At 55.5% G+C, this 14,371-nt stretch carries 9 protein-coding genes; 8 read left to right on the forward strand and 1 reads right to left on the reverse strand.

The window, feature by feature from the left end; genetic code table 11:
* Positions 1 to 61 precede the first annotated feature (61 nt).
* The 8 genes from FHW17_RS05935 to FHW17_RS05970 all read left to right on the forward strand — a co-directional run bounded on the left by FHW17_RS05935 (position 62) and on the right by FHW17_RS05970 (position 11,926).
* On the forward strand, positions 62 to 322 hold the full coding sequence (locus tag FHW17_RS05935; protein ID WP_182509382.1) for a type II toxin-antitoxin system ParD family antitoxin: 261 nt from the start codon (positions 62 to 64) through the stop codon (positions 320 to 322).
* 480 nt (positions 323 to 802) lie between these two features.
* The gene (locus tag FHW17_RS05940) at positions 803 to 2,056 is read left to right on the forward strand and encodes an aspartate kinase (RefSeq protein WP_113097660.1); all 1,254 of its coding nucleotides are present in this window, start codon (positions 803 to 805) and stop codon (positions 2,054 to 2,056) included.
* Between the two features lie 153 nt (positions 2,057 to 2,209).
* Entirely contained in the window at positions 2,210 to 4,450 is a 2,241-nt protein-coding gene (gene ptsP / locus FHW17_RS05945) for a phosphoenolpyruvate--protein phosphotransferase (RefSeq protein ID WP_112530480.1), read from the forward strand.
* Between the two features lie 24 nt (positions 4,451 to 4,474).
* Positions 4,475 to 5,554: a peptide chain release factor 1 gene (gene prfA, locus FHW17_RS05950; protein ID WP_182509383.1), complete on the forward strand. Its 1,080-nt coding sequence runs from the start codon at positions 4,475 to 4,477 to the stop codon at positions 5,552 to 5,554.
* Between the two features lie 4 nt (positions 5,555 to 5,558).
* Positions 5,559 to 6,422, forward strand: coding sequence for a peptide chain release factor N(5)-glutamine methyltransferase (gene prmC, locus FHW17_RS05955; protein WP_182509384.1), 864 nt, complete (start codon positions 5,559 to 5,561; stop codon positions 6,420 to 6,422).
* Positions 6,423 to 6,718: 296 nt separating this feature from the next.
* Entirely contained in the window at positions 6,719 to 7,462 is a 744-nt protein-coding gene (locus FHW17_RS05960; RefSeq protein WP_112530486.1) for a DUF4167 domain-containing protein, read from the forward strand.
* 209 nt (positions 7,463 to 7,671) lie between these two features.
* The gene (clpB, locus tag FHW17_RS05965) at positions 7,672 to 10,284 is read left to right on the forward strand and encodes an ATP-dependent chaperone ClpB (RefSeq protein WP_112530488.1); all 2,613 of its coding nucleotides are present in this window, start codon (positions 7,672 to 7,674) and stop codon (positions 10,282 to 10,284) included.
* A gap of 220 nt (positions 10,285 to 10,504) precedes the next feature.
* Positions 10,505 to 11,926, forward strand: a complete 1,422-nt coding sequence (locus tag FHW17_RS05970) for a L,D-transpeptidase (RefSeq protein ID WP_182509385.1) — start codon at positions 10,505 to 10,507, stop codon at positions 11,924 to 11,926.
* Between the two features lie 14 nt (positions 11,927 to 11,940).
* Here the strand turns inward: FHW17_RS05970 and FHW17_RS05975 are convergent, their stop codons facing one another.
* Positions 11,941 to 13,893 carry a M23 family metallopeptidase gene (locus FHW17_RS05975; RefSeq protein ID WP_112530492.1) on the reverse strand — a complete coding sequence of 651 codons (1,953 nt, stop codon included), beginning with the start codon at positions 13,891 to 13,893 and terminating at the stop codon, positions 11,941 to 11,943.
* Between the last annotated feature and the right edge of the window lie 478 nt (positions 13,894 to 14,371).

Genomic DNA, 14,371 nt, shown 5'->3' on the forward strand with positions numbered 1-14,371 from the left:
GTATCTATTGTTATCAAATGATCGACCAATTGGGGTCGTCAGGACTTGAGGAATAGATGCGATGACAAGCATTGCACTCGGCGACCATTACGAACGGTTCATCAAAAAACAGCTCGAATCCGGTCGCTATAACAATGCCAGTGAGGTCGTGCGGGCGGGGTTGCGTATGTTGGAAGATTTCGAAGAAGCGCGGGAAAACTGGTTGCGGAAAGAAATACCAAACCGTCTCGCCGAATTTCAGGAAAATCCCGGTATCGGTACTCCAGCCGAGCAGGTATTTGCGAACCTCGAGGCACGCGCTCGGATGATGAAGGCGAAGTAATGGATGGATTATAAAGTCGTCTTCATCATCCGAGCGCCGAACAGGAACTGGTTGAGCTTTACGACTATATCGAAATTAATGTCAGTGCTGAGCGCGCGCAGACATTCCTGTTTAATATTCGCGATTATTGCCTTGGGTTTTCAACTTCCCCAAACGTGGAACTGTCCGCGACGACATAATGAGCGGTGTGCGTGTCATTGGTTACAGACGCAGCATTAGCATCGCTTTTGCCGTCACGGCGGACACCGTAGTAATCTTGGGTGTTTTCTACGCCGGGCGCAATGTCACGGCGGATTTGTTAGATGGGCGTGGTTGACACAATTTGGACTTTGAGAAACGCACACCCCCACAAACATTGCCCGTCTGATCACGCGTTCTTGCAGTTGCGTCATAATTTCGTTATGGGAAACCGCGTTCCGCTTTCGACAGGGCGGGTCGTTTTAAATCTCATTTTCAAGCCTTTCCAGAACGGTATTCCCCATGGCACGCATTGTGATGAAATTCGGTGGCACTTCGGTGGCCGATATCGACCGCATCCGTAATGTGGCCCGGCATGTCAAACGTGAAGTTGATGCTGGGCACGAAGTCGCAGTCGTCGTTTCCGCAATGGCAGGGAAAACCAACGAACTCGTCGCCTGGACCCGTCAGACCTCGCCGATGCATGATGCACGCGAATATGATGCCATTGTCGCCTCTGGCGAGCAGGTGACAGCGGGATTGCTGGCTGTGGCCTTGCAGGGCATGGGTGTACATGCGCGTTCCTGGCAGGGCTGGCAGATCCCGATCAAAACCGACAATGCCCATGGTGCTGCGCGCATTATCGATATTGACGGCTCGTTCCTGATCGAACGGTTCAAGGAAGGCCAGGTTGCCGTGATCGCCGGGTTCCAGGGTATTGGCCCGGATAACCGCATTTCGACACTTGGCCGTGGTGGTTCGGATACGAGCGCCGTGGCGATTGCTGCATCTGTTAAGGCTGACCGTTGCGATATCTATACGGATGTCGACGGTGTCTACACCACCGATCCGCGCGTTGAGCCAAAGGCCCGCAGGCTGTCGCGCATTTCTTTCGAAGAAATGCTCGAAATGGCTTCGCTTGGTGCCAAAGTTCTGCAGGTGCGGTCCGTCGAGCTTGCGATGGTCCACAAAGTGCGCACATTTGTGCGATCCAGTTTTGAAGATCCCGATGCGCCGGGCATGGGTGATCTGATCAATCCGCCCGGCACACTTATTTGCGACGAGGAAGAAATCGTGGAACAGCAGGTTGTAACAGGAATTGCCTACGCCAAGGACGAAGCTCAAATCTCCTTGCGCCGTGTTGCAGACCGCCCGGGTATCTCTGCCGGTATTTTTGGCCCGCTGGCCGAAGCCCATATTAACGTCGACATGATCGTTCAGAATATTTCCGAGGATGGATCAAAGACCGATATGACTTTCACGGTGCCCTCGGGTGATCTCGACAAGGCGCTGGTCGTTCTGGAGAAGGTTAAGGCCGATATCGGTTTCGACGTAATCCAGTCGGAAGCCGGTATGGTCAAGGTTTCGGTGATCGGTATCGGTATGCGCAGCCACGCGGGCGTTGCCGCAACGGCATTCCGCGCGTTGGCTGACAAGGGCATCAACATCCGCGCCATCACCACGTCGGAAATCAAGATTTCCATTCTGATTGACGGTCCCTATGCGGAACTTGCGGTTCGGACTTTGCATTCTGTCTACGGTCTGGATAAGCATTAATTTACTGTCTAAGACTGAGATTCTGTTTGTCGGTGAACGTCTCGGCTGACATGATGAATCAATGAGTTGATTGGCGAGACCATTCCGGTCTTGCCGATATTGTTATGGAGCAGATGGGTGCCCACGCGCGAGCAGATTACAGGTCCTCGTGTCATGCTGAAGCGCCTCCGCGAATTGATGGCGGAGGCTCTTGAGCCGCAGGAGAGGCTTGACCGTATCGTTCGCGAAATCGCGCAGAACATGGTCGCCGAAGTGTGCTCATTTTATGTGCTGCGTTCTGATGGCGTCCTCGAACTCTATGCAACCGAAGGTTTGAACCCATCGGCCGTTCACTTGGCGCAGTTGCGCCTCGGTCAAGGTCTTGTCGGTACGATTGCCTCAAGCGCCCGCCCGCTTAACCTGACGGATGCCCAGACCCATCCCGCCTTCGCCTACCTCCCGGAGACGGGCGAAGAAATCTACAATTCCTTCCTTGGTGTACCGATTCTGCGGGCAGGGCGCACACTCGGCGTTCTCGTCGTGCAGAACCGGACCAAGCGCGTTTACCGCGAAGATGAAGTGGAAGCGCTCGAAACCACGGCGATGGTTCTGGCTGAAATGGTTGCCGCAGGCAGTCTTACGCGGCTGGCACGGCCGGGTGTTGAGCTTGATCTCGGCAAGCCCATGAGTTTTTCCGGCAGTGCCTTCAATGATGGCGTTGGTCTTGGCCATGTGGTGCTGCATGAGCCACGCATTGTTGTCACCAATCTTTTCAACGAAAACATCGATACGGAAATCGATCGGCTTGAAACCTCCTTGGGTTCGCTGCGCATTTCCATTGACGACATGCTGTCGCGCCGCGACGTGGCATTTGAAGGCGAGCACCGTGAGGTGCTGGAAGCTTATCGGATGTTTGCCCATGATACGGGCTGGGTGCGCCGTCTTGAAGAGGCAATCCGCAATGGTCTGACTGCGGAAGCTGCCGTTGAGAAAGTCCAGAGCGATACCCGCGCGCGGATGATGCATCTGAGCGATCCCTATATGCGCGAGCGCCTCAGCGATTTCGACGATCTTGCCAACCGGCTTTTACGCCAGTTGATGGGCCGTGATGTGAAAACCATGGCCGGTTCGCTGGCCAAGGACGCCATTATCATTGCCCGGTCGATGGGCGCTGCCGAACTTCTCGACTATCCGCGCGAGCGTTTGCGCGGGCTGGTTCTGGAAGATGGCGCGGCGACAAGCCATGTGGTGATCGTGGCCCGCGCGATGGGTATTCCCGTTGCGGGGCAGGTCAAGGGCGTCGTGTCCATGGCCGAAAACAATGATGCTGTTATCATCGATGGTGATGATGGCCGCGTGCATTTGCGCCCGCAGGCCGATGTCGAAGCTGCCTATTCGGAAAAGGTCAAGTTCCGCGCCAAGCGTCAGGCTCTCTATCGCGAGTTGCGCGACAAGCCGTCGGTTACCAAGGATGGTGTGCCGATCTCCCTGTTGATGAATGCGGGGCTGCTGGTTGATCTGCCGCAACTGACGGAAGCGGGCGCAGCCGGCATTGGCCTGTTCCGCACCGAACTGCAATTCATGGTGGCTTCGACTTTCCCACGCGCGGAACAGCAGGAGCGGCTTTACCGTTCGGTGCTGGATGCCGCTGGTGAAAGACCGGTCACATTCCGCACGCTCGATATTGGCGGCGATAAGGTTCTTCCCTATTTCCGCAGCAATACGAATGAAGAAAATCCGGCAATGGGCTGGCGGGCTATCCGCCTGACGCTCGACCGTCCGGGTCTGCTGCGCACGCAGGTTCGCGCCTTGCTGAAAGCAGCGGGTGGGCGCGAATTACGCCTGATGCTCCCGATGGTCACTGAAGTGGCTGAGGTTCGCAAGGCGAGCGAACTGATCAACCGCGAAGTGCAGCACCTGTCACGCTTTGCCTATAATCTGCCGACACGGGTCAAGATCGGCGCGATGGTTGAAGTGCCGTCCCTGCTTTGGCAGCTTGATGAACTGATGTCCGTTGTCGACTTTGTTTCCGTCGGCTCCAATGATCTGTTCCAGTTTGTCATGGCTGTGGATCGCGGCAACTCGATTATCACCAACCGTTTTGACAATCTTTCTGTGCCGTTCCTGCGGGTGCTGCGCCAGATTGCGCAGGCGGGCGTGCGTAACAACACGGATGTGACGTTGTGCGGTGAAATGGCAGGCAAACCACTTTCAGCCATGGCCCTGATTGGCCTCGGCTTCCGCTCCATTTCGATGGCACCGGCCTCCATTGGCCCTGTTAAGGCAATGCTGGGCACACTTCATGTCGGCGAGTTGCATGCGCAATTGACCGATGTGATCGACAATCACGGCGATACGGGTTCCCTGCGGCATGTCCTGAACAAATTCGCAGAGCGAACGGGCGTTCCGCTGTGAAATTTACTGAGGTAATAAACTAAAATGATGTCCATTCCGCAGGATCGTATGGATCAGCTGCTGAAGCGGTTTTCCATGATTGAATCGCAGATGGCGAGCAATCCGGATTCCGACACCTATGTGAAGCTGGCCTCGGAATATTCCGAGCTTGAGACTGTCGTTGCCAAGATTCGCGATCTGATCGCATCGCGCAGCGAGGCCGATGATCTGAAGAGCATGCTCAACGATGCGTCGACAGACAAGGATATGCGCGAACTGGCCGAGGCGGAGTTGCCCGAGATCAATGACCGCATCGAATCTCTTGAGCAGGAGATTCAGGTCCTGCTTCTGCCAAAGGATGTTGCTGACGAGCGCAATGCGATTCTTGAAATCCGCGCCGGAACAGGTGGTTCGGAAGCCGCGCTGTTCGGTGGTGATCTGTTCCGCATGTATGAGCGTTATGCGGCTGCCAATGGCTGGCGGGTCGAGCTGATCTCCGGCAGCGATGGCGAAGCTGGCGGCTATAAGGAAGTCATAGCCATGGTTTCCGGCAAGGGCGTTTTTGCCAAGCTTAAATTCGAGTCGGGCGTTCACCGGGTTCAGCGCGTGCCGGATACGGAAGCCAGCGGACGCATTCATACATCTGCGGCAACGGTTGCTGTGCTCCCCGAAGCCGAGGAAATCGACATCGATATCCGCCCTGAAGATATTCGCATTGATACGATGCGCGCATCAGGTTCGGGCGGACAGCACGTCAATACGACGGACTCGGCGGTGCGCATTACCCATATTCCATCGGGCATTGTCGTCGTGCAGGCGGAAAAATCCCAGCATCAGAACCGCGCGCGCGCCATGCAGGTGTTGCGGTCACGGCTCTTTGACATGCAGCGGCAAAAGGCTGACAGCGAGCGTTCGGAAGCGCGGCGCAGTCAGGTTGGCTCGGGCGACCGGTCGGAGCGCATCCGCACCTATAATTTCCCGCAAGGCCGCGTGACTGATCATCGCATCAACCTGACGCTCTACAAGCTCGACCGCATCATGGAAGGCGATCTTGACGAACTGATCGGGGCGCTCATCTCGGACTATCAGACCGCGCTTCTCGCCCAGATGAATGACGGATACTGAAAGCATGGCTGAGGCTCGCCTTGCTGACGTCCATATTCAGGCGCGCTCGGCACTGACCAAAGCTGGAATTGACGGAGCCGACCTTGATGCACGGCTTCTGGTGGAATGGCTAACCGGTTTCGACAGGCTCGAAACGATCCGTAATCCGCATAACATCGTGACGAAAGATGTGCTGGCCAGGCTCGATGCCGTGCTTATCCGGCGAATCAACGGCGAATCAGTGCATCGGATCATCGGTAAACGCGAATTTTTCGGGTTGGAATTCTTACTTTCTGTGGACACGCTGGAGCCGCGACCGGATACCGAAGCGCTTGTCGAACTTGCGCTGCCGTTCCTGCGTGAGCGTGTTACCGAGAATGGAATTGCTGACCTTGTTGATCTTGGAACCGGGACCGGAGCAATCGCGATAGCATTGCTCAGTCAGGTGCCGAACCTGCGGGCAATCGGCGTTGATATGGCGCTAGGCGCTCTTGCCACCGCACGTAGCAATGCCTGTCTGAACGATGTATCCAGCCGCTTTGCCGCTCTGCGCTCCAACTGGTTTGCCGAGGTAACTGGCGGATTTGACATGATTATTTCCAATCCACCCTATATCCGCTCCGGCGATATTGCGGCCCTTCAACCTGAAGTCGCAGTGCATGATCCCCTTCTGGCGCTTGATGGAGGACCTGACGGCCTCGAACCCTATCGTATTATCGCGGAACAGGCGGAGGCCCATCTTCGCACTGATGGGGCAGTAGCGGTGGAGATTGGCTTTGATCAACGGACAGATGTCGAAGCTATTTTTGCAAGAACGGGCTTCGCTCTGAAAGGTCTGCAGAAGGATATCGGGGGGCATGAAAGAGCAATGTTGTTCATGAAGTCATAAAATTATTGAAAAAAGGCTTGGAATTTGTCGCGAAGGCGGCTAGTTTCCAATCACCGCTCTAAACCGAACAAGTCTGGTTTTGCCTATCAAGAGATTGATACGGAATTTTCCGGGTGTTTGATTTCTCATCGGAATTGTTCTTGGGGAAATGGTTTTTGCGGAAGCACAAAAGTTTTATGAAACTTTAGATGCGATTGAAGCGCGGGGCGCGCTTCAGGTCGGCACTTGAGAAGCGAAGCTTTTTGACTCAAATGGTGAGCAAATTAGCGCCCCTGATTTTCTGAAAAGAGATAAGTATGAGGCCAGTACAGCAGAATAGGCGCATGCGCGGACGCGGTAATAATAACCGCAAAGGTCCCAACCCACTTTCCCGTAATTATGAGAGCAACGGCCCTGATGTTAAAATCCGGGGAAATGCTCAGCACGTCGCCGAAAAATACACCACTCTTGCGCGTGATGCGCAGAGCAGTGGTGATCGCGTGATGGCAGAAAACTATCTTCAGCACGCCGAACATTACAATCGAATCATTCTTGCTGCCCAGGCTCAAGCGCCTGTCCAATATCAGCGCGATGACCGCGATGATCAGGACGATGATGGCGTTTACGATGATGATGGCAATGAACAGCAGCAGGACCGCCCGGTTCAGCACCAGCAGATCAATGGCAGCGGACCGCAGCCGGTGATTGAAGGCACGCCCGCTGAAGTTGCCTATGGCGAGGAGCCGGTCAGCCAGCGCCAGCCGCACCATCAGCAGCGCAGGCAGTATGATCAGAACACCTCCAATGATCAGAATGCATCCAATGCATCATCCAATAATGATGACGATGATGCTGGGTCTGAAACCGAGGAAGTGGCCGAGGCAAAGCCGGCTCGCCGTGCGCCGCGTGGCCGCAGGCCAGCCCGTCCACGTGAACCGCGGGTAACCGAGGAAAGCGCTGCTCCAGTCGCCGCAGCCGATACGTCAAACGATCTTTCTCCGGCAGGCATTGTTGCCGAAGTCAAGAAGCGCCGGGCAGCGGTTGAACCATCTGACGTCTGATCTGTTGATACATCGTGGTTTTGAAAACGGCGCGGAATGATTTCCGCGCCGTTTTCTTTTTTAAGTCTGTGGCTTTGGGAGTATCTTGCGGGGGCAGGAAAGCATTCCCATATGAGCCCAGAAGCGTATGGATCTGCCTCTTGCAGGGGGTCCGTCACCAGAGGACTCCAGAGTGCCGATTGAGGGCTCCGGAGAAAAGGAGACACAGAATGAATGTTGAAAAATATACGGAGCGCGTTCGCGGCTTCATCCAGTCCGCGCAGACGTTTGCGCTCTCTTCCAGCCATCAGCAGTTTGCACCGGAGCATTTGCTCAAGGTTCTCGTTGATGATGAGGAAGGTCTTGCCGCATCGTTGATCGAACGGGCGGGCGGTCGAATTGCCGATGTGCGGCTTGGATTGCAGACAGCGCTCAATGCCCTGCCGAAAGTAACCGGCGGCAATGAGCAGCTTTATCTCGCGCAGCCATTGGCGAAGGTTTTTGCCACAGCCGAAGAAATTGCCAAAAAGGCTGGCGACAGTTTCGTTACGGTCGAACGGCTGTTGACGGCGCTTGCTGTTGAAAAATCGGCGAAGACCTCGGAGATATTGAGCCGCGCCGGTGTGACCGCTGCGGGCCTCAATGCGGTTATCAATGATATCCGCAAAGGCCGGACAGCCGACTCGGCGTCCGCCGAGAACACCTATGATGCCTTGAAAAAGTATGCGCGGGATCTGACTGCCGATGCGCGATCGGGCAAGCTTGATCCGGTTATCGGACGCGATGACGAAATCCGCCGGACCATCCAGGTCCTGTCACGCCGCACGAAGAACAATCCTGTTCTGATCGGCGAGCCCGGTGTGGGCAAGACGGCGATTGCCGAAGGCCTGGCCTTGCGTATCGTCAATGGTGACGTGCCGGAGTCTCTCAAAGACAAGCAGTTGATGGCACTCGATATGGGCGCACTCATTGCCGGTGCGAAATATCGCGGTGAATTCGAAGAGCGTCTGAAAGGTGTGCTTTCCGAAGTGCAGTCGGCCAATGGAGACATCATCCTTTTTATTGACGAAATGCACACGCTGGTTGGTGCAGGCAAAGGCGAAGGATCGATGGATGCATCGAACCTCTTGAAGCCCGCGCTTGCACGCGGTGAGCTGCATTGTGTTGGTGCAACGACGCTGGACGAATATCGCAAGCATGTGGAAAAAGACCCCGCATTGGCGCGGCGCTTCCAGCCGGTGTTCGTTGATGAGCCAACGGTTGAGGATACGATCTCGATCCTGCGCGGGTTGAAGGAAAAATACGAACAGCATCACAAGGTTCGTATTTCCGACTCGGCTCTGGTTGCTGCTGCAACCCTGTCGAACCGCTACATCACTGACCGGTTCCTGCCTGACAAGGCTATCGACCTGATTGACGAAGGCGCAGCGCGCCTGCGCATGCAGGTGGATTCAAAGCCGGAAGAGCTTGATGAAATCGACCGCCGCATCATGCAGCTGAAGATCGAGCGCGAAGCATTGAAGGTCGAGAAAGACGATGCATCGAAGGATCGTCTGGAAAGACTGGAAAAGGAACTGGTCGAACTTGAGGAACAGTCAACCAGCCTGACCAATACGTGGCAGGCGGAGAAGCAGAAGCTTGGTCATGCGGCCGACCTCAAAGGTCAGCTTGATGACGCGCGCAATGCTTTGGCTTCTGCCCAGCGTAATGGTGAGTTCCAGAAGGCGGGCGAGCTTGCCTATGGCACAATTCCGCAGCTGGAAAAGCAGCTTGCACAGGCCGAACAGCAGGATGGATCGACCTCGATGGTCGAGGAAATCGTCACGCCTGATCATATTGCGCAGGTAGTGTCCCGCTGGACTGGTATTCCGGTTGACCGGATGCTGGAAGGTGAGCGCGAAAAGCTGTTGCGGATGGAAGACGAGCTGGCCAAGCGGGTCATCGGGCAGGGTGAAGCGGTTCAGGCCGTTTCCAAGGCCGTCCGCCGGGCCCGTGCCGGACTGCAAGATCCGAACCGGCCGATTGGCTCGTTCATCTTCCTTGGACCAACCGGCGTTGGCAAAACGGAACTGACCAAGGCCTTGGCCTCGTTCCTGTTCAGTGACGAGACGGCGATGGTTCGCCTCGACATGTCCGAATATATGGAGAAGCATTCGGTGGCTCGTCTGATCGGCGCACCTCCAGGTTATGTCGGGTATGAGGAAGGTGGCGCACTGACCGAAGCGGTTCGCCGCAGACCCTATCAGGTTGTGCTTTTCGATGAGATTGAAAAGGCGCATCCGGATGTGTTCAACGTTCTGCTGCAGGTGCTTGATGATGGACGTCTGACCGATGGTCAGGGGCGTACAGTGGATTTCCGCAATACGCTGATCATCATGACATCCAATCTTGGGTCGGAATATCTGACCGCGCTTGGGGAAGATCAGGATGTGGAAAGCGCCCGCGAGGACGTGATGAATGTGGTCAAGGCCTCGTTCAGACCGGAATTCCTCAACCGCGTCGACGAGATCATTCTGTTCCATCGTCTGAAGCGGAACGAAATGGGTGCCATTGTGGCTATTCAGATGCAGCGTCTGCAATCCTTGCTGACTGATCGCAAGATCACCATCAAGATTGACGAGGATGCAACCAACTGGCTTGCCGAGAAGGGTTATGACCCCGCCTATGGCGCACGTCCACTGAAGCGGGTGATCCAGAAGCAGGTGCAGGACCCGCTGGCGGAGAAAATCCTGCTTGGCGAGATTCTGGATGGCTCCACGGTCAAGATCACGGCAGGTTCAGACCGGCTCAATTTCCGGTCAGTGAAGTCTGCCCCGGACCGGGAAAAGAGCGAAGCTGCATAACAGCACCTGATATAATGGGGTATGGAAGCAAAATGGCCGCCGTCTGGCGGCCATTTTCATGTCCGGTTCATCCTGTAGATGCGATGACAGAGCCGTCGTTTGAAATCGAACCGGTTTTATTCAGCAGAAAAGGCTCGAAAAAACCGCATTAACCATAAAGACAGGAAAATCGGTCATTTATGCTTAAGGACAGGTTAGCGGAAACCGGAAGTTGGAAAATATGGCGCTTCGTCATTTGATTGTGTTTGCATCGATTTTTACCACTGCTTTGGCGGTGCTTGTGCCTGTCGCGCCTGCGCAGGCTGCAGGTTTGCCTGCGCGTGAAAGCGCGAATCAGGCACCATATATGGTCGCGCAAGTGTTCGAATCAGACCGGCGGGCACGGCGTGATGAGTATCGCGTTTATTTCGACGAGTATGGTCGGCGCGTGACGCTGGATCGTCGGGGACGGGTGGTTTCGGTCGAGGAGCCGCGCAATGATATCAATAATGGCCGGGGCGCTGATTATTTTCCCGATGCGCCGCAGGATTCCTTTGATACGGGCTCTATCCCCGAAGACCCTTACGCGAATCGCCCAAGAGATTCCTATCAGAGGCAGCAGCCATCCGAACGCGACTATCGCACGGTTGAACGCGCACCGCTGCCGCCCGCAAACGGCGAATCGGACATTCCTCCCGCCAATCCCGGTCTGATTGATCCAGAAATGCCCGGCGAGAATCTGGCGACACCGCCATCCCAGGAATCAATTCCGGCGCACCCTAATCCCGCGCCAACTGTACAATTGCCAAAGGGGCAGGGCGCCAAAGCCAAGATTGCCGCGATTCAGGTTCTGCTTGATCGTATTGGTGTATCACCGGGTGTGATTGACGGTCGCAAGGGCGGCAATGTCGACAAGGCCGTGGCAGCTTTCGAGGAAATGACCGGTCAGAAATTTGATCCGCTCAATGATGCGGGAATCCAAGCATCGCTGGAACAAACCGGCGGCCCTGCCTTTGTTTCCTATACGATCAGCTCGGAAGATGCAGCCTATCCGTTCGTTGCGTCTATCCCTGAGGATTACAGCCATAAGGCACAGCTCGAGCGGATGGCCTTTACATCAGTCACCGAAATGCTGGCCGAACGCTTTCACATGGATGAAGGGTATTTGAAAGAGATCAACCCCGGCGTTGATTTCAATCAGCCCGGCGTGGCTATTCAGGTTGCCAGTACCGGCCAGAATGTCGGTGGCTCGGTGACGAAAATCATCGCTGACAAGGGACGCAAGCAGGTGCGCGGCTATAATGCCGAGGGGCGGCTGGTTGTTGCCTATCCCGCCACCATCGGTTCAACCGATACGCCATCACCGTCGGGTATCGTTCAGGTGGAGCGCATCGCCCTCAACCCAAACTACACCTATAATCCGAAGCTGAACTTCAAGCAGGGTGAAAACGATAAGGTGTTGACCATTCCGCCGGGACCAAACGGGCCTGTAGGGACTGTCTGGATTGCATTGTCGAAGCCGACCTACGGCATCCATGGTACGCCGGAACCCTCAAAGATCGGCAAGACGAACAGTCATGGCTGCGTGCGACTGACGAATTGGGATGCAACCGAGCTGTCAAAGCTGGTGCAAAAGGGCGTGACGGTTGAATTTCAGGAATAAGTGGTGGATTGGACTCAACCGCTGGCTGCCATCTTCGGCGCGGTGTTGTTGTCCTCCTTCAGGAGCTGATCGATACGCTCGCGTTCGCGCTTGAAGGCAACAAGATCATCGCCATCAAGCGCCCTGCCGCCCGGCAGACGGATACGCATCGGGTCGACCTTGGACCCGTTGACGATAACTTCATAGTGCAGGTGCGGACCGGTTGAGAGGCCGGTTGAACCAAGATAGCCGATTACCTGGCCCTGCCGGACACGGGCACCGGGTGTTACGCCGGACGCAATGGCGTTCTGGTGCGAGTAGCTGCTTTCATAACCATTGGAATGGCGAAGGACTGTCTGGTTGCCATAGCCATTGGTCCAACCGGCTCGTTCCACGGTGCCATTGCCCGCAGCAATAATCGGGGTGCCACGCGGTGCCGACCAGTCAACACCCGTGTGCATGCGCGAATAGCCGAGAATCGGATGACGCCGCATGCCGAAGGGCGAGCGGAACACACCGTTCGGTACGGGATTGCGCAGCAGGAACTGTTTCGAGCTTTTGCCGTTCTCATCATAATAATCGGTCGAGCCATCCCCGGAATGGAACCGGTAGAATTTACGCAGGTTCCCACCAAAATTGGCAGCGACATAGAGAATTTCCGATTCGTCACCGGCCTTTTCCGAATCGGCAGGCAGGGAAAAGAAAGCTTCCAACTGGTCTGTCGGTAAAAGCTGCGCCTGGAAATCCACATCCGATGCCAGCATGCGGACCAATTGCTGGATCATCGTATCGGTCATGCCATAGGCTATGCCCGCGCGATAAATGCCATCATAGACCGTTGGAAGATCGCCGGGCTGACGTGATGAAGGTGGATTGTCATCAAAAGCCACCTGCAGGCCCGGCGTCATTTCCGGCTCGTCCGCAGGCACGTACTGGTCTTTATCGTTAAGGGCGATGGTCAGTATATGCGTTGTACCATTATAGACACTGGCGCGCATGATGCGGTCGACATTGTCGCGCGATTCAATGCCGAGCCGCAAAACGCTACCGCCTTTCAGGCGTGGAGAATTCAGGAGCTTTGAAATTGCCTCGGACATGCCGATGGCATCATCATTCTCGTAGCCGGCGTCACTGAAAGCGCTAAGGATTTCCTTGTCATTGCGGAACGGTATGAGTTCCTCGGAGTAACCGTGGCTTTCCACATCTTCGTTGGCCCGCGGCGTGACGCTGACATTTTCCTGAATGATCTTGACCGCGAGCGGATTGCGCAGATTGAAAGGATCTTCATCAGCGCCAAAGCGCAGCGGATCAACATAATGCAGCGAAGCCACCTGCACCGCGCCATCGGTCAGCAAAGCGCCGGTGTTGCGGACAACTTCTTCCACCTCATCAGCGCTCAGATCGTCGGATGGATCAAACTGCGCCGTGGCCAGAGGAAAATCCACCGTGCGCAGGCTGACTTCGCTTTCAACCTTGGCGCCATAGATCAAACCTGTTTTGGGCGTGGGGTCAGTTCCTTCATTGGCTTCGGCAAACACATCCAGCGGATTGAATCCGGGATATTTGCGGTTGCTGTTATGAACAGAGGCCAGTGCTATGCGGACATATTCAAAAGGCGTGGAGCGGATGACGTCCCGTTCGCCCTCTTTAAACACGGTTGATACATCGAGGCGGCGGCGATCACGGTTGCGCCGAATCGGTGTGGTTGCGGCAACGCGGGCGCCTTTGGTTACATCGCTGCTGCCCTTGGCCGATGGCATTGTATTGCGGGCCATCAGTTCGGGCGGGGTCGCCAATTGCTCCCGGCCATCAAGCGCCGCAAACAAGGCAACACCCATCAACATGCTCGAGGTGATACCCGTCAGAAAAGTACCAGCCAGCCATCGCGCCGAAATTTCCCGGCGATCGGGCGGGCCGCGACGCCCGTCCGTAATCAACGGCGGTTCGTTGCCCGGATCGATTGATGAGTGCCCCTCGTACTCTTTCATTATACTAAGTGTCGATCCTGATACTAAGTGTAGATCCTGTCGCCGTTATTGATGCAGGCTTACCTTGATTTTCCGGCGCGTGCCGACCAGCCATTTACTGGTACGAAGTCAACGAGGCCGCAGTTTTGCCCTCGCAGCTTCCATCTGTCAACGCGCCGAACCCGAACTGTGCCTATATCTATAGAGGCACGCTATAATACATTGGCCCTAATACGTTGGAATGAGCCCCACGCATGGCAGCCAGCGCTAGGGTTTGAATTGGGCTTGTTTGTGGCCACGGTGATCACAATTCACTTCGGCGGCTTATTTGCCAGCGTTGTCTCCAGCAAATACGGGGCTGTGGATAATTCATGTCACATTTTTGATAAAAACTTTGAAATCGTTGTTGACAGTTTTGGGATGTGGGGTCTATATACCGACACAACGAGGGCGGGGCGCCGCTGGCGGTTGCTGAATGCGCCCTAAAGGAAGCTCTCTG

The organism is Phyllobacterium sp. P30BS-XVII (assembly GCF_014138335.1).
Lineage (GTDB): Bacteria > Pseudomonadota > Alphaproteobacteria > Rhizobiales > Rhizobiaceae > Phyllobacterium > Phyllobacterium meliloti.

What these genes read in the sequence shown, in the direction of transcription:
- FHW17_RS05935 (WP_182509382.1), top strand. Translation starts at nt 62, where the DNA reads ATGACAAGCATTGCACTCGGCGACCATTACGAACGGTTCATCAAAAAA.
- FHW17_RS05940 (WP_113097660.1), top strand. Translation starts at nt 803, where the DNA reads ATGGCACGCATTGTGATGAAATTCGGTGGCACTTCGGTGGCCGATATC.
- ptsP (WP_112530480.1), top strand. Translation starts at nt 2,210, where the DNA reads ATGCTGAAGCGCCTCCGCGAATTGATGGCGGAGGCTCTTGAGCCGCAG.
- prfA (WP_182509383.1), top strand. Translation starts at nt 4,475, where the DNA reads ATGATGTCCATTCCGCAGGATCGTATGGATCAGCTGCTGAAGCGGTTT.
- prmC (WP_182509384.1), top strand. Translation starts at nt 5,559, where the DNA reads ATGGCTGAGGCTCGCCTTGCTGACGTCCATATTCAGGCGCGCTCGGCA.
- FHW17_RS05960 (WP_112530486.1), top strand. Translation starts at nt 6,719, where the DNA reads ATGAGGCCAGTACAGCAGAATAGGCGCATGCGCGGACGCGGTAATAAT.
- clpB (WP_112530488.1), top strand. Translation starts at nt 7,672, where the DNA reads ATGAATGTTGAAAAATATACGGAGCGCGTTCGCGGCTTCATCCAGTCC.
- FHW17_RS05970 (WP_182509385.1), top strand. Translation starts at nt 10,505, where the DNA reads ATGGCGCTTCGTCATTTGATTGTGTTTGCATCGATTTTTACCACTGCT.
- FHW17_RS05975 (WP_112530492.1), bottom strand. Translation starts at nt 13,893, where the DNA reads ATGAAAGAGTACGAGGGGCACTCATCAATCGATCCGGGCAACGAACCG.